General features: G+C 73.0%; 11 protein-coding genes and 1 pseudogene. 4 read left to right on the plus strand and 8 right to left on the minus strand.

Annotated elements, in window-relative coordinates; translation table 11 throughout:
• Window position 1 precedes the first annotated feature (1 nt).
• The gene (locus tag AB0K00_RS50580) at window positions 2-1,345 is read left to right on the plus strand and encodes a condensation domain-containing protein (protein WP_363537833.1); all 1,344 of its coding nucleotides are present in this window, start codon (window positions 2-4) and stop codon (window positions 1,343-1,345) included.
• On the opposite strand, the gene AB0K00_RS50585 is transcribed toward AB0K00_RS50580, so the two are convergent.
• Window positions 1,332-1,787 carry a hypothetical protein gene (locus tag AB0K00_RS50585; protein WP_363537835.1) on the minus strand — a complete coding sequence of 152 codons (456 nt, stop codon included), beginning with the start codon at window positions 1,785-1,787 and terminating at the stop codon, window positions 1,332-1,334. The genes AB0K00_RS50580 and AB0K00_RS50585 overlap by 14 nt on opposite strands.
• 55 nt (window positions 1,788-1,842) lie before the next feature.
• On the opposite strand from AB0K00_RS50585, the gene AB0K00_RS50590 reads away from it, so the two are divergent.
• Window positions 1,843-2,856: a YafY family protein gene (locus tag AB0K00_RS50590; RefSeq protein ID WP_363537837.1), complete on the plus strand. Its 1,014-nt coding sequence runs from the start codon at window positions 1,843-1,845 to the stop codon at window positions 2,854-2,856.
• On the opposite strand, the gene AB0K00_RS50595 is transcribed toward AB0K00_RS50590, so the two are convergent.
• From AB0K00_RS50595 to AB0K00_RS50605, 3 genes and pseudogenes are all read right to left on the minus strand, one after another.
• Window positions 2,805-4,205, minus strand: coding sequence for an FAD-binding oxidoreductase (locus tag AB0K00_RS50595; RefSeq protein ID WP_363537839.1), 1,401 nt, complete (start codon window positions 4,203-4,205; stop codon window positions 2,805-2,807). The genes AB0K00_RS50590 and AB0K00_RS50595 overlap by 52 nt on opposite strands.
• Window positions 4,206-4,217: 12 nt before the next feature.
• Window positions 4,218-4,412: pseudogene (locus tag AB0K00_RS50600) on the minus strand (DNA topoisomerase IB); the annotation flags it as partial.
• Window positions 4,413-4,428: 16 nt separating this feature from the next.
• Entirely contained in the window at window positions 4,429-5,934 is a 1,506-nt protein-coding gene (locus tag AB0K00_RS50605) for a CYTH and CHAD domain-containing protein (protein ID WP_363537841.1), read from the minus strand.
• Between the two features lie 399 nt (window positions 5,935-6,333).
• On the opposite strand from AB0K00_RS50605, the gene AB0K00_RS50610 reads away from it, so the two are divergent.
• The gene (locus tag AB0K00_RS50610; protein ID WP_363537843.1) at window positions 6,334-8,493 is read left to right on the plus strand and encodes an alkaline phosphatase family protein; all 2,160 of its coding nucleotides are present in this window, start codon (window positions 6,334-6,336) and stop codon (window positions 8,491-8,493) included.
• Between the two features lie 203 nt (window positions 8,494-8,696).
• Here the strand turns inward: AB0K00_RS50610 and AB0K00_RS50615 are convergent, their stop codons facing one another.
• Together AB0K00_RS50615 and AB0K00_RS50620 are read right to left on the minus strand one after the other, a co-directional pair.
• The gene (locus AB0K00_RS50615; protein ID WP_363537845.1) at window positions 8,697-9,311 is read right to left on the minus strand and encodes a VTT domain-containing protein; all 615 of its coding nucleotides are present in this window, start codon (window positions 9,309-9,311) and stop codon (window positions 8,697-8,699) included.
• Window positions 9,308-10,060 carry an MBL fold metallo-hydrolase gene (locus tag AB0K00_RS50620; protein ID WP_363537847.1) on the minus strand — a complete coding sequence of 251 codons (753 nt, stop codon included), beginning with the start codon at window positions 10,058-10,060 and terminating at the stop codon, window positions 9,308-9,310. Before AB0K00_RS50620 ends, AB0K00_RS50615 begins: the two co-directional genes overlap by 4 nt.
• A 101-nt stretch (window positions 10,061-10,161) precedes the next feature.
• Here AB0K00_RS50620 and AB0K00_RS50625 point away from each other — a divergent pair, with 101 nt between their 5' ends.
• Window positions 10,162-10,941 carry a methyltransferase domain-containing protein gene (locus AB0K00_RS50625; RefSeq protein ID WP_363537849.1) on the plus strand — a complete coding sequence of 260 codons (780 nt, stop codon included), beginning with the start codon at window positions 10,162-10,164 and terminating at the stop codon, window positions 10,939-10,941.
• Here AB0K00_RS50625 and AB0K00_RS50630 read toward each other — a convergent pair.
• Window positions 10,920-12,302: a condensation domain-containing protein gene (locus tag AB0K00_RS50630; RefSeq protein WP_363537851.1), complete on the minus strand. Its 1,383-nt coding sequence runs from the start codon at window positions 12,300-12,302 to the stop codon at window positions 10,920-10,922. The genes AB0K00_RS50625 and AB0K00_RS50630 overlap by 22 nt on opposite strands.
• 94 nt (window positions 12,303-12,396) lie before the next feature.
• Window positions 12,397-14,817, minus strand: coding sequence for an EAL domain-containing protein (locus AB0K00_RS50635; protein WP_363537852.1), 2,421 nt, complete (start codon window positions 14,815-14,817; stop codon window positions 12,397-12,399).
• Window positions 14,818-14,865: the final 48 nt, after the last annotated feature.

Raw genomic sequence — 14,865 nt, forward strand, 5'->3', positions numbered from 1 at the left:
GATGCCCCTTGCCACGTCCTGCCTCGCCGTGCCGTTCCACGGCGACGGCGCCGGCACCGGCCCGCTGACCTGGGGGCAGCGGGAGATCTGGCAGACGATGCGGCGCACCGGCCGGACCTTGAACATCGGTGGCACCGTGCCGCTCGGCCCGGACGCGACCGTCGCTGAGCTCGCCGCCACGCTCGGCCGTCTGGTGAGCCGGCACCAGGCGCTGCGCACCCACCTGAGCCTCACCGAAGATCCACCGCGGCAGACCGTCGCCGCATCGGGCGTCGTCAACCTCGACATCGTCGGGTCCTCATCGGACGGCGCTGAGGCGGCCGCCGAGGCGCTGCGCAGCCACTACGAGTTCACCCCGTTCGACTTCGAGACCGGGTTCCCGGTGCGGTGGGGCGTGGTGACCGTCGACGACGTGCCCAGCCACCTCGTCGTGCAGTACTCCCACCTCGCCGTCGACGGCCTCGGCATCGAGGCCCTCGTGCGGGACCTGCCGCACCTCGACCCCGCAGGTGCGGTGCCGGTCGCCGGGGTGCGCGCCCTCGAACTCGCCCACCGCCAGGCGCTGCCCGCCGAACGCCGGCACAGCGCGAAGTCGCTGCGATACTGGGAGGCGGCGCTGCGGGACCTGCCGGCGGCCCGGTTCGGCACGTCCGACGACCCGCGCACCCCGCGCTTCTGGGAGCTCGTCTGCCACTCGCCGGCGCTGCACCTCGCCCTGCAGGTCGTCGCCGCGCGGACCGGTGTGGAGACCGGCCACGTGCTGCTCGCCGCCTACGGCGTCGCCCTGTCCCGGGTCACCGGCCGGGCGCCGAGCGTCGCGCAGGTCCTGGTGAGCAACCGGTTCCGGCCCGGCTTCGCGGACGCGGTCTGCCACCTGACGCAGCCCGGCATCTGCGTCATCGACGTCGACGGCGACCTCGACACCGTGGCCAAGCGGGTCTGGCGGGCCGCGACGAGCGCCTACCTGCACGGCTACTTCGACCCCGCCGACCACCGGGCGATGCTGGACCGGCTCGCCGCCGACCGCGGCGAGCCGATCGACATCTCGTGCTTCGTCAACGACCGGCGCGGCCCGTCGGCGGCGGTGCCCGCGGTGCCGCCGACGGCCGGGCAGGTCCGCGCCGCGCTGCCGCGCACCACGCTGCGCTGGGACCGGACCCTGCCGACCTACGACGGCACCTTCTACCTGCAGGTCGACGCCGGCGGCGGACCCGAGGACGCGGTCGACCTGGCGATCTGGGCCGACACGCACCGCCTGTCGCCGGCGCAGGTCGAGGCGTGCGCCCGCGGCATCGAGTCCGCCGCCGTCGAGGCAGCGCTCAACCCCGGGGTCAGGCCCGGGTGAAGTCCATGATCCAGTTCGTCTCCCACGTCTGGCCGCCGTCGGCGGAGAACTCCTGCTCCCACCGGGCCGACTCCGGCGTGATCCGCGACCAGATGTAGTTGCACCTGATCGGCACGCCGTCGTACACGTCGTCGCCGCTGAACACGCCGCGCCCGTCCTCGCCGAACCGGCCGACCATCGGGGGCAGCGTCAGCCCGGTGCGGCTGCTCGCCCAGTACAGCGACCACAGCTCGGTCGCCGGGTCGTACAGTCGCAGTGTCACGCCGCTGAAGCCCTGCGTCGGGAAGTCGATCTCGTCGACGTTGCCGGCGCCGCCCATCACGTTCCAGGCGCGGGAGGTGGCGGGGAACTCATACCAGTCGTCACTGCCCGCGAGGACCTTGCGCAGCCGGCGTTGGGTCGAGGTCCAGGTGCCGACGATGAAGTCGAAGGAGTTGTTCATGATCAGGACGGTAGCCCATATTCCCTGACATCTTCTGTCAGTGGAAGATGGCGGTGTGCGCGCCGGTCGACTCGTCTCCGTCATCCTGCTGCTGCAGGCGCGCGGCCGGATGACCGCCGAGGCGCTCGCCGCCGAGCTGGAGGTGTCGGTCCGCACCGTCTACCGCGACATCGAGGCCCTGCACGGCGCCGGCGTGCCCCTGCACGGCGAACCCGGGCACGACGGCGGCTACCGGCTGCTGCCCGGCTACCGCACCCAGCTCACCGGCCTCACCGGCGACGAGGCGGCGGCCCTGGCGCTGAGCATGCTCCCGGCCGCCGCCGCGGACCTCGGCCTCGGCCCGGCCGCCGCCGGCGCCGCGACGAAGCTGCGCGCCGCCCTCACCGACGACCTGCGGGCCCGCGCCGACCACGTCCAGCAGCGGCTGCACATCGACCTGCCCAACTGGTACGCCGACCAGCACGATCAGCCGCTGCTCGTCCCCGTCGCCGACGCCGTGTGGCGGCAGCAGCGGTTACGGGTCGGGTACCGCCGCTGGAAGGAGCCCCAGGACGTGACCCGCACCCTGGACCCGTTCGGCCTGGTGCTCAAGGGCGGCCGCTGGTATGTGGTGGCCCGCGCCGACGGGCAGGTGCGCACCTACAAGGTCGCGAACCTGCTCAGCGCCGCGCCGACGGGGGAGCGCTTCGACCGCCCGGACGACTTCGACCTCGCCGCGCACTGGCAGCGGTACCTCGACGACTTCGCCGAGCGGCGGCACACCGGCACCGCCACGGTCCGGATGTCGGCCGACGGCGTGCGACGCATCCCGGACCTGTGCGCGCCGGCCGTCGCGACCGCCGCGCTGGCGTCCGCCGGGCCACCCGACGCGGACGGCTGGGTGCGGCTCACCATCCCGATCGAGTCGGTCACGCACGCGCACGGCGAGCTGCTGCGCTTCGGCACCGACCTGGAGGTCCTGGCCCCGCCGGAGCTGCGGGCCCGGGTTGCCGCGACCGCCGCGTCGCTCGCCGCCCGCTACGGCAGCCGGACCGACTGCGGGGTCGAGAACACGTCCTCCGGGTCGTAGCGCAGCTTGACCTGCTGCAGGCGGGGGTAGTTCGCGCCGTAGTAGGCGCCCGCCCAGTCGGTCAGGTCGCGGCTGGCGTAGTTCTGGTACACCTCGCCGGTCAGGTGCGGGGCGAGCTGCTCGACGAAGTCGTCGACCCAGGTCACGTTGGCGTCGGTCTCCTCGTCGCCCTGCCACTGCGCGATGACCGAGATGTAGTGCAGCGGCGCCCGGTGCACGAACGCGGTCGCGTCCGGGGCGACCCGGCCGATCGCGCCGCCGCCGAGCAGGTCGAAGCGGACCATCGAGTAGCCCGACGGCATCCGCCGGAAGTTGTCCAGGATCGTGGCGAACGCGGCCTCGTCGAACCCCGCCGGGGTGAAGTAGCCACCGAGCCACTTCGACTGCAGCCCGTAGACGATCTCCTCACCCATGCCCTGCATGAGGTCGAAGTACGACGTCTCCCCGATCGAGCTGAACAGCGGCTCCCCGAGCGCCTCGATGGGCTTCAACGCCTCTGCCGCCTCCGCGGGCGGGCCGACGTACAGGCCGTACATGACCACGACCTGCTCCCCGTCCGGGTACGGCTCGGTGGTCAGCAGCAGGCAGAACGCGAGCCGCTCGTCGGTGCGCCCCTCGTACAGGTCGCGGTAGGCGCGGAAGACCTCGTCGGCCTTCGCCAGCGGCCACGCCACGACCCCGCCGACGACGGTCTTCGGCAGCGGGTTCAGCCGGTAGGTCAGCGACGTCACCACCCCGAACCCGGCGCCACCGGCCCCGCGCAGCGCCCAGAACAGCTCCGGGTGCTCGTCCGCGGAGACCCGCAGCACGTTGCCGCCCGCGTCGACGACCTCCGCGGCGACGATGTGGTCGCAGCCCAGCCCGTACGTGCGGCCGAGCGGGCCGTAGCCGCCGCCGAGGCTGTAGCCGGCGTTGCTCACCGTCGGGCACTCCCCGCCGGGGCCCGCGAGGCCGTACTCGAGGCCGTCGTCACCGGTGAACGAGTGCTCGACGTAGGTGACCTTGTCGATGTCGCGCCACCCGACGCCCGGCCCGACCGTCACCGTGCGCGCCGCGGCGTCCAGGCTGATCGACCGCAGGCCGCCGACGTCGATGACGACGCCGCCCTCGACCAGCGACAGCCCCGCCGCGTGATGTCCGCCACCGCGCACGGCGAGGGGCAGCCCCGCCTCCCGGGCGAAGGCGATGGCGGCGGCCACGTCGCCGGCGTCCGCGCACTGCGCGATCAGGGCCGGCCGGGTCCGCACCCGGGTGTTGAACAGCACCCTTGCCGCCTCGTAACCCGGGTCGTAGGGGGTCACCAGCGTGCCGTGGAACGTGTCACGAAGTTCTGCAAGATCGAGCCGCACCCGCAGATACTGTCATCGACCTTCAGCGTCGGCAAGCAGGTCCAGCACGGCCGCCTCGCTCCGCCGCCTGGTGCCCGCGGCCGGCCTCGGGATCGTCACGCCGTCGGAATACAGGTCCACCACCCGCGGGTCCACATAGGACGCCCGGGCGACCGCGGGCGTGTTGCCCAGGAACTCCGCGACCTCCCGCATCACCCGCGGGACGGCAGGGGCGCGTCGAGTCTCAGGACAGCCAGCGGCGCACCTTCGGTCGCGACGCCCGGCGCCGGGCCCGGGGCAGCGCCGCCAACGCGATCCGGCCGTGTTCGGCCTGCCGGGCGTGCAGCAACCCGTAGGTGAACGCGTTCTCCCCGTCGGCGAACGCCCGCAACCCGTAGTCCCGCAGCAGCTCGGCGGTGACGATCGCGTCCTGGTGCGCGCCGAGCACGTCCTGCAGGTCGGTGATCCGGTCCGCGAGCGCCGCCGCGGCCGGCCCGGCGACGGGCGTGGCGAGCTCAGCGGCGTACCGTGCGCGCTTGTAGGCCTTCCGCGCCTCATGCAGGCGCTCGTCCCGCGACGTCCCGGCCGGGCCGGCGTCCGCGGACGCGAGGCGGCGGTCGGCGCGGCGCACCGCCCGGCGGGCGAGCCGGTGCAGCTCCCGCTTCGCGACCCGGCCTTCGCGGACCGCGACGACGACGAGTGCGTCGAGGTCGTTGAGCAGGGTGAGGTACCGCTGGCTGTCCAGCCCCGCGATCAGCCGCCGGCGGGCGCCCTCGGTGCGGGCGGCGAGCAGCTGGGTGATCCGCGCCTGGACCGGGCCCAGGACGAGCTCCGGTGGCTCGGCGGCGAGCAGGTCCGCGAGGCGCTGGGCCATGACGTCGCCGTCGCGGACCTCGCCGAGCAGGCCGGTGAGCCACTTGATCTCGTCGTGCAGGTGGTCCAGGTGGCCCTCGGAGGCGTTCAGCAGCGGCGCGAACGTGCGCAGCGTCGAGCGCAGCCGGCGGGTCGCGACCCGCATCTTGTGCACGGCCTCGGCGTCGCCGAGGCGGACCTCGGGGTCGTGGCCGACGACGGCGTCGCGTTGGGCGGTCACGTAGTCGACCACGGCGCGCCGGGCGGCGGAGCGCGGTGCCGGTGCGGTCGACGGCTTCGGGTGGTCGGGGCCCAGGGCGCGGGACAGCTTCGACGGTGACGCCGACGGGCGGGCGCCGGCGTCCCGCAGCGCCTTGTCGATGCGGGCGAGGTCGGCGGGGGAGCCGTCGACCAGCTCGACCTCCAGCTCCCGCCAGCGTTGCACGACGCCGGCGCCGACCAGCGACTCGGTGTCGACGATGTCGTCGGCGACGAGCGCAATCGTGGTGCCGGCGGCGTCCTGCAGGCCCTGCTCGACGCGGTGGGTGCGGATGCGCGCGACCGGGTGGAGCGGCTCGCCGCGGGTGAGGGCGCGGATCTGCGTGGCGATCTCCGGCGGTGGGGTCCGTTGCTTCGGCTTCGCAGGCATCTGAAGCTCGCTGCGTTCGCCGCCGGACGGCCGTTTGAGGTGCCAACCGGCGTCGTTGCCACCACTGCGGCGGCGCAGGGTCACCCTCCCGGAGGTGAGGCGCAGTCCCGCGGTGTCGTAGTAGGTTGCGTCAAGATGTTGGTCATCGGGAGCTGTAACCCTGGCCACATCAGCGATTCCGATCATCGAGGGCATCGTGAAGTCGTCGGGCAGCTCGTACTTCCGTTCCACCTCAAGCTTTTCGGCCATGTTGACACCCTACCGAGCGAACGCCTCGTCGCGAAAAGGTAAACAGCAGGCCAAGAAAAGGTGGCTACTTACCCTGTCGCTGACGGCCGGATGCGGCTACGGTGTTGGCAGCGCACCGATCCGGGCTCGCTGAGGGCTCCGGAGGTCGCACCGTTCCCGGGGAGAGGAGTGCACCATGGCGAAGAAGTCGAAGAAGGACAAGAAGGGCAAGAAGGGCAAGAAGAAGTAGCTCAGCCCGCTCTGTGTCGCCCCCGCTCCGTCATCGGTGCGGGGGCGACAGTGCGTCTGGGCCCAGCCCGCTCGGCGGGACGCCCGGCGTCACCCTCTCGATTGAGCGTACTGTTTCGAAGGTGTTTCGTTCGGAAATGCGCGTGATCGGCGGGACGTAACCTAGGTCAGGTGAGCTGGCTGATGCGTGCCGTGACGTCGTCCGTGATCGGGCAGCGGGTCCGCTTCGCCGCGCGCATGCTGCGGGACTGGCGGCTCACCGTCATCTGGGGCAAGTCACTGCTGCGCAGCGGTGTCACCTCCGTCGTGGTCCTCGCGGTCACGTTCTGGCTGCTGCCGGGCGTCACCGCGACCGGCGGGCCGGCCGCGCTGGTGGAGCTCGCCGTCCTGCTCGCCCTCATCGGCACCCTGATGCGGCTCGTGCTGTTCGGCGTCGCCGTGGTCGTCGGCGGTCTCGGGGTGCTGCTCGTCGGGGTGCTGCTGCAGACCGGGGTCATGTTCACCGCGCTGCGGGTCGCCGAGGGCATCTCCGTCGGCAGCGTGCTGGACGCGTGGGTGGCCAGCTGGACCGCCGCCGTCCTCACCGCCCTGGTCAACTGGCTCGCCGACGCCGGCAGCGACGACGTGTTCCTCGGCCAGACGCTGCGGCAGATGGTGCGCCGCAACCATGACCGGCCCGCGACCGAGCCCGGGGTGCTGTTCGTCCAGCTCGACGGGTTGTCCGCGCCGCTGCTGTCGTGGGCGGTCAAGGCCGGCAACCTGCCCAACCTCGGCAAGTGGCTGCGCACCGGCACACATGCACTGGTGCCGTGGCACACCGGGATGCCCGCGACGACACCGGCGAGCCAGGCCGGCATCCTGCACGGCAGCGAGTCCGAGGTGCCGGCGTTTCGCTGGTACGAGAAGGCGACCAGCCGGCTCGTCGTCACGAACCGGCCCAGGGACGCCGCGGAGGTCGAGGCCCGCATCTCCACGGGGCGCGGGCTGCTCGCCGACGGCGGCGCCAGCATCAGCAACGTCTTCTCCGGCGACGCACCGACCAGCCTGCTCACCTTCAGCAACGCCGGGCTGCCGGGCCGCACCGCCCGCGGCTACCTGGCGTTCGTCGCCAGCCCATACGGCTTCGCGCGGGCGATCGTGCTGTCGGTCGGCGAGATGCTCAAGGAGATCCAGCAGGCGCGCCGGCAGCGGTTTCGCAACGTGTACCCGCGGGTGCCGCGAACTGGCGCCTACGTGGCGCTGAGGGCCGTCACCAACGTGCTGCTGCGCGACCTCAACGTCTCGCTCATCGCGGAGCAGATGACCCGCGGCGCCCCGGCGATCTTCTGCGACTTCGTCGACTACGACGAGGTGGCCCACCACGCCGGCCCGCTGCGCCCCGAGGCGCTGCAGACCCTGGAGGGGCTCGACCGGGTCCTCGGCGCGCTGCACCGCCTCGCGAAGGTGGCCGGCCGGCACTACGAGATCGTCGTGCTGTCCGACCACGGCCAGAGCCAGGGCGCCACGTTCAAGCAGCGCTACGGGCAGACCATCGAGCAGGTCGTCGCCTCCATCGCGGGCCACGTGGCAGCCTCGACACCGGACCCGAACGACGACGAGCGCGCCCGGGCACACAACCTGCTGCTGGCCGTGGCGGGCCGGCCCGACCGGTCGCCGCCGCCCGCCCCGCCCGCGCCGATCGTCACCGTGGCCTCGGGCAACCTCGCCATGCTCTACCTGACCGAGCTCCCTGGCCGCGCCACCGTCGAGGAGATCGGCGCCGCCCGGCCCGCGCTCGTGCAGGGGCTCGCCGAACATCCCGGGATCGGGCTCGTCGTCGGCCTGTCCGAGGTCGACGGCCCCGTCGCGTTCGGGCCCGGCGGCCGGCACCGGCTCCGCGATGGCCACGTCGACGGCGTGGACCCGCTGCTGCCCTACGGGCCGCGCGCCGCCCGGGACCTGCTCGCCCACCAGGCGATGGCGAACGTCGGCGACCTCGTCCTGGTCAGCCGGGTCGACCAGGGCACCGACGAGGTCGCGGCGTTCGAGGAGCTGGTCGGCTCGCACGGCGGGATCGGCGGCTGGCAGACCGAGGCGATCCTGGTCTACCCGGCGGCGTGGTCGTGCCTGGACCGCGCCCCGGTCGGCCCGGCGGCGGTGCACCGGCAGCTGGTCCAGTGGCTCGACGACCTCGGCCTGCGCAGCGACCCCCAGGACGCCGACCCCCAGGACCGCAGCAACCCCCAGGACCGCAGCGACCTCCAGGACGCCGACTCCCAGGACGCCGCGAAGGCGCTGCCCGAACCCCGGGAACCGGACCGCCCGCTGCAACCCGCCGACAGCCCGCACTGAGAACGGCCCGCGAACCGGGCCGCGCGCTGCAACCCGCCGACAGCCCGCACTGAGATCCAGACGGAAGGCCCAGGCTCGCGAGGCAGCTCACCCGGATGGCGTCCGGTGGTGCTGGGCGGGCCGTCTTCCAGACCCTACCCCCGCCGTCCTAATTGATCTTCGGCGTCGTCGCTGTCCGTAGTCTACCGTGCTGAGCGGTGGTGTCAGGCGGTCTCCGACGGGGCCTGGTCCGGGGTCCGATTCGTGGCGCGGCGTTCCCGGCGGTGCCGGATCCAGCTTGCCAGCTGGGTGGCGCCGAGCGCGATGACCAGCGCCGCCACCACACCCTGCCACGGTTGCGGGAAGACGCTGCGGCCGAGCAGGCCGATCGCCGCGTACGTCGCGGACCACAGCGCGCACGCCGCCACGTTCGCGGCCGCGAACCGCCGCCACGACAGGCCGACGATCGCGGCGGTCAGCAGCACCGGGATCCGGCCGCCGGGCACCAGCCGCGACACGAGTAGCGCGCTCACCGGGCGGGCGGTCAGCCGCCGTTTCACCGTCTCGGCGAGCTGCAGCGGCTGTCGCAGGAGGCGCAGCCGGCGGGTGAGCGCCTCGCCGCCGGCCCGGCAGATGGCGTAGGTGGCGGCGTCGCCGCAGTACGCCCCGGCGGCACCGACCGCGACGACGGCGAGCAGCGCGAGCGGGCTGCGGTGCGCGGCCACGACCGCGGTGGCGCTGACCGCGGCGCCGGTCGGCAGGATCGGCACGGTCGAGCCGACGGCGACGATCGCGAACAGTCCGGCGAGCGCCCCGAGCAGGCCGGCGAACGTCGTCACGCGGCGACCGTGAGCGACTCGCCAGGGGCCAGGACCCGCACGTCGGTCTTCGGTGCGGCGGCCGCGGTCAGCTCGGCGAACTCGTCGCCGGGGCGGTGGAACCGGTCCGGGCGGACCCGCTTGCAGCCGACGGGCCACAGGGTGCCCCAGTGGATCGGGACGGCCTGCGCGGGGTTGATGATGCGCATCGCCTCCGCCGCGCCAGCCGGATCGAGGTGGCCGGCCCCGAGCGTCCAGCCCCATCCCCAGACCGGTACCAGCGCCAGATCCAGCGGACCGAGGGACTGCATCTCGTCGAAGAGCCCGGTGTCGCCGCCGAACCACGCCGAGCGGGTGCCTTCGATCACATAGCCGAGCGCGAGCGCGCGGATGCGGGACTTCGGGGTCCGGTGGCCGTCGTGGTTGGCGGGCACGGCGCGGACGCGCAGCTCGCCGACGTCGACGGTCTCGCCGGCGGCCAGCTCGACGATGTCGCGGCCGGCGCCGAGCCGGGAGCGCAGGAAGGCGCCGCCGCCACGCGGGACCACCAGCAGGGTCGAGGGTGGCAGGGACCGCAGCGACGGCAGGTCGCAGTGGTCGCCGTGCAGGTGGGAGATGACCGCGGCGTCCGGGGTGGCAGCCAGGACGGGGCGGGGACCGCGGCGGCGGTGCAGGTGGGCGAGCCGGTTGCGCAGCACCGGATCCGTCAGGATCGTGGTGCCGCGGTCGGCCACCGCCACCGTGGCGTGGCCCCACCAGGTGATGTTCATGGACCTAATACTGCCCGACGGGCTGTCACGCTCCGCTGCTTGTGGGGCACTGCACGACATGTTTAGATCAATCAACTTTTGTGCGGAAGGAATCCCCAACGATGTCCACCGATACGCCGGCGTTAGCCTGGGACTGGGAAGACCCGCAGGGGATCGAGGCGGTGGTCGATTCGTTCACCGCTGACCTCGGCAAGTGCGAGAAGCTCGAGCTGCTGCTCAGCACCGATCTGATCACCCGTGAGCAGCTCGAGCAGCTGGGCATCACCGGCATCGAGTTCGCCGCGTTCAAGACCGACCACCCGCAGGCACTCGGCACCGACCTGGTGTCGGTCAGCAGCCCGGAGCTCACGTCCGAGCGGGGGCACATCTACCGGGTCGATGGGTCGGCGTTCTTCGCCGAGATGGACATCTCGCAGACGCTGCCGGTCGTCGACGACGCCGTCGACTGGGTCTACGCGGAGCACCTCATCGAGCACGTGTCGATGAAGATCGGCATCGGGTGGCTCAAGGAGGTCAAGCGGGTGCTCAAGCCGGGCGGGTTCGTCCGGATCACCACGCCCGACCTGAAGATCTACGCGCAGAGCTACGTCAACGGCGACAGTTTCTTCGGCAAGCACCGCCGCCGGGTCGACCGGGCGCTGACGGGGGTGGCGCCGAAGATGCCGCCGCGGGGCGCGTTCATGTTCAACCAGCTGTTCTACGTGTATGGGCACCGCTGGATCTACGACCTCGAAGAGCTCCAGCACGTGCTCACCGCGGCCGGTTTCGACCCCGACGGGATCACGGTGCGGGGCTACCGGGACGGCGCGCGGCAGGACGTGGCCGACCTCGACCAGGTCCTGCGCAACGACGAGAGCATCTACATCGAGGCGACCGCCTGATCTGAAGCCGTGGCCGCGGAGACGGTGAAGGACTCCATCTCCGCGAGCAGCCGGTGCAGGTCCTCGATCGCGAGGTGGTGCGTGTCGACCTCGACGGTGATCTGCACGGTGCCGACGACGTCGTCGACGTTCACCATCAGCTTCTCGTTGAAGAAGACCATCGGCGTCTCCGACACCACCTCGGTCAGCGGCAGCGCCGAGCGGATGTCGGCGACGGCCGGCACCGTGTCCAGCGGGTCCGGCGCCTGGATCACGCCGACCCGCCGGTCGTTGTAGAACACGGCGAGGTCGACCGGCTCGCCGTGTTCGACGCCGAGCCGGTCGATGAGGGCCAGCCGGGCGGCCGGCTCGTAGTAGGCGTGCTTCGAGGCGTTCATCGACGCCCGGCGGGTCCGGTCGATCGCCTCCTGCGCGGTGACCCCGGTGACGTCGACGACGACGAGGCCGTTCTGGGCAAGGGGAGTGACGACGTCGGCGAGGCCCGGCCGGAAGCGGTTGCCGACGATGACCTGGGTGGCGAACGGCGCCGTCTGGCCGGTCACGGTGTTGAACGCCACGCCGTACGCGGCGAGGAGCACCGGCGCGGTGTCGGTGCCGAGCGCGTCCGCGACCCGCTCCGCGGCCAGCATCAGCGCGGTGGAGCGCCACACCACTCGGCGCCACCGCGGCTGGCCCCGGTCCACGGTGCCGGGGAAGCGGCGGGGGCGGATCGAGCGCAGTTGCGCCTCCCAGTAGCGCATTGCGGTGTCGGTCTGCCGCTGCGCGGTGCGCTGCGCGGCGACGAGTGCGAGGGGTTGCATCGCCGTGTACGGCCGGGCCGCCTGCCGGGTGACGGGGTCCCGTTCGCCCATCTCGCGGATCATCGTGCCGAGGCCGCTGCCGTCGGCGGCGAGGTGGCAGACGAGCACGATGACGTGGGTGATCGCGCCGTCGTGCCGGACGACGGCCTCACGGATCGGCCACTCGCCGGTGTAGTCGAAGTCGCGGGCCTTCCAGGCGGCGAACACCGCGGCGGCGACGGCGGCCGGGTCCTCGCCGGGCGCGGTGTCGTGGATCTCCAGGACCATCTCGCCGCGGGCGAAGGTCTCCTGGCGCACGAGGTGGCACGCGTCGACCGACGTGACGTGCCACGGCTCGTCGAAGATCAGGCGGGAGCGCAGCGCACCGTAGCGGCTCATCAGGAACCGCAGCTCCTCGACGAAGTCGGCCAGGACGCGGCCGTCGGTGACCGGCACGACCCCGCCCATGCTCATGGAGGAGCCGACCTCGACGATCGCCCGCCAGACCTGCTGTTGCCCCCAGGTCAGGCCGCCGACGCCGGCCCCGGCACCCTCGAAGGGCACGACGATCCGTTCCACCATTGATTGACCTCCATGCCCGGCAAAGAACGCGGAAGACCGCAAGCCTGGATCGTTGCACAGCAATCGACGGAGATCGTATCGACGAACGGTTCGGTTAGGGCTCCTGACGGCGGACCGCGAGTGCCGGTGCGGGCAGCGCCGCGCCGTCCGCCGCCGCGAGCGGCAGCGCCGCGCCGTCCGCCGCCGCCGCGCCGTCTGCCACCGCGAGGGGCAACGCCGCCGTGAGCGGCAGCGCCGCCACGTCCGCCGCCGCGAGCGGGCGCGCGTACAGGTAGCCCTGACCGAAGCGGTACCCGAGGTGCCGCAACATCCGCGCCTGCTCCTCGGTTTCGATGCCCTCGGCGACCGCGGACAGGTCCAGCGCCTGCGCCATCCGGATGACGGCGGTCGCGACGGCCTCCTGCCGGGCGACGGCGGTGATCCCGTCGACGAACGTGCGGTCCAGTTTCAGCGACGTCACCGGGCAGGTCAGCAGCAGCCCCAGCGACGACGCGGCGGTGCCGAAGTCGTCGAGGGCGAGCCTGACCTGCAGGCCGCGCAGCGCGTGCAGGGTCGCGATCGCCTCGGCGCGGTCCAGCACCGCGGTCTCGGTCACCTCGAGGGTGAGGCGCCACGGGTCGAGGCCGGCGTCGTCGAGCGCGGCGGCGACGTCGGCGACGAACTGCGGGTCGGTCAGCTGCCGGCCGGCGACGTTGACGCTCACCGACTGCGGCGCGCCGGCGCCGAGGTCGCGCAGCCACTGTGCCTGCTGCCGGCACGCCTCGCGCAGCACCCAGCGGCCGAGCGTCACGATCAGGCCGGTCTGCTCGGCGGCGGGGATGAACTCGCACGGCGGCACGATTCCGCGCTCCGGGTGCCGCCACCGCACGAGGGCCTCCGTGGCGGTGGTGTGCCCGTCGTCGAGGCGCACGATCGGCTGGTACAGCAGGAACAGCTGGCCCTGCTCGATCGCGTCGCGCAGCTGGGCGCCGAGCTCGGCGTGCGCGACGATCCGGGTGGTCATCCCGGGCACGTACACGAAGTGGCCGCCCTTGCCGCGTTCCTTCGCCGCGTACATGGCGAGGTCGGCGTTGCGCAGGAGCGTGTCGAGCCGGTCGCCGTGGGCGGAGGTGGCGACGCCGACGGAGGCATGCACGAGCAGGTCGTGCCCGGCGGTGTGGATGGGGGTGCTGAGCGTGTCGCGGATGCGCCCGGCCACGTCGACGGCGTGTTCGCCGTCCACGTCGCGCAGCAGCATCGCGAACTCGTCACCGCCGAGCCGGGCGACCACGTCGTCGTGGCGCACCGCCCGCTGCAGCCGTTCGGCGACGGTGACGAGGACCTCGTCACCGACGCCGTGCCCGAGCGTGTCGTTGATAAGTTTGAAGTCGTCGAGGTCGATGAGCAGCACCGCGACCGGGTGCGCGGCCACCGTGGGCAGCGCCAGCGCCTCGTCGAGCAGCTCGGTGAAGCGGGCCCGGTTCACCAGCGCGGTGAGCGCGTCGTGGCTGGCCTGGTAGCGCAGCCGCTGCTCGTGCCGGCGGACCGAGGTGAGCAGCTGCGCGTTGTCGCGCAGCGCGACCAGCTGCCGCAGCCCGACGACGGCGCTGACGGCGATGGCGCCGGTCGCGACCGGGCCCACGTCGGCGTGGTCACCGTAGGCGACCGCGGCGAGGAGCAGCGACGTGGCGGCGACGGCGAAGTAGGGCAGCTTGCTGTAGGCCCGACCGCGGGCGGCGACCGCGGGCGCCGCCGGCTCCGGCAGCGGCACGGTCTGTGCGTGCGCGGCGCACGCCACCAGCAGCGCCTCGAGCAGGGTGATCATCGGTTGCAGCCCCACCCAGCGGGGCGAGGCGATCAGCGGTGACACGGCCGAGCCGAGCCCGCCGGCCAGGACCGCGGCGGCGAGCAGCCGCATCGAGCGGGGGCTGACCGGGCCGCTGCCGAGCAGCACGACCTTCGTCACCGCGACCAGCGCCACCAGGCAGGTGGTGGACAGCAGAAGCAGGCCCAGCGCGAGCCGCACGTCGGTGTGCCGTTCCACCATCGGCCGGAGCGCCAGGTGCCACAGGAACAGGGCGGTGGTGATGAGCACCGTCAGCGCGTCCAGCCCCAGACGGACCCATTCGCCCCGGGACTGGGTGCGGGTGGGCAGCCGCAGCAGCGCGTACAGGGCCAGCCCGACGCCCAGCACGAGCGCCGGCGCCGACAGCTTGACCAGCCGCAGCGCGTCCGGGGCGGCCGGGTTGAGCCTGGCCTGGCCGATGATGGTCGCGCCGATCCCGACGAGCGCGATGGAGGCGGTGATGAGCCGCCAGAACCGGCGCCCGGCGGCGGGCAGGCCGGGCGTGCCGGACGCGACGTGGGCGATGATCGCGGCCAGGCCCATCGCCACCGGCACCGCCAGCAACGCCAGCACCTTCGGCACCGGCATCCCCGATGCGTACACCGCGGTCCAGCTGGCGCCGGCGAGCAGGCAGCCGGCGACCGCACCGACGAGCCGTCGCGACGACGGCAGCCCCCACGCAGCCGGCACCCGTGCCTCCCTCTCCTGGCCTCCCTCTTCTGGCCTTCCGGTAGCTCA

The sequence above is a fragment of the Dactylosporangium sp. NPDC049525 genome (assembly GCF_040676755.1).
Taxonomy (GTDB): domain Bacteria; phylum Actinomycetota; class Actinomycetes; order Mycobacteriales; family Micromonosporaceae; genus Dactylosporangium.

Coding starts and splice junctions, on each gene's coding strand:
- AB0K00_RS50620 (WP_363537847.1), bottom strand. CDS start 10,060: ATGAACATCACCTGGTGGGGCCACGCCACGGTGGCGGTGGCCGACCGC.
- AB0K00_RS50585 (WP_363537835.1), bottom strand. CDS start 1,787: ATGAACAACTCCTTCGACTTCATCGTCGGCACCTGGACCTCGACCCAA.
- AB0K00_RS50580 (WP_363537833.1), top strand. CDS start 2: ATGCCCCTTGCCACGTCCTGCCTCGCCGTGCCGTTCCACGGCGACGGC.
- AB0K00_RS50625 (WP_363537849.1), top strand. CDS start 10,162: ATGTCCACCGATACGCCGGCGTTAGCCTGGGACTGGGAAGACCCGCAG.
- AB0K00_RS50630 (WP_363537851.1), bottom strand. CDS start 12,302: ATGGTGGAACGGATCGTCGTGCCCTTCGAGGGTGCCGGGGCCGGCGTC.
- AB0K00_RS50605 (WP_363537841.1), bottom strand. CDS start 5,934: ATGGCCGAAAAGCTTGAGGTGGAACGGAAGTACGAGCTGCCCGACGAC.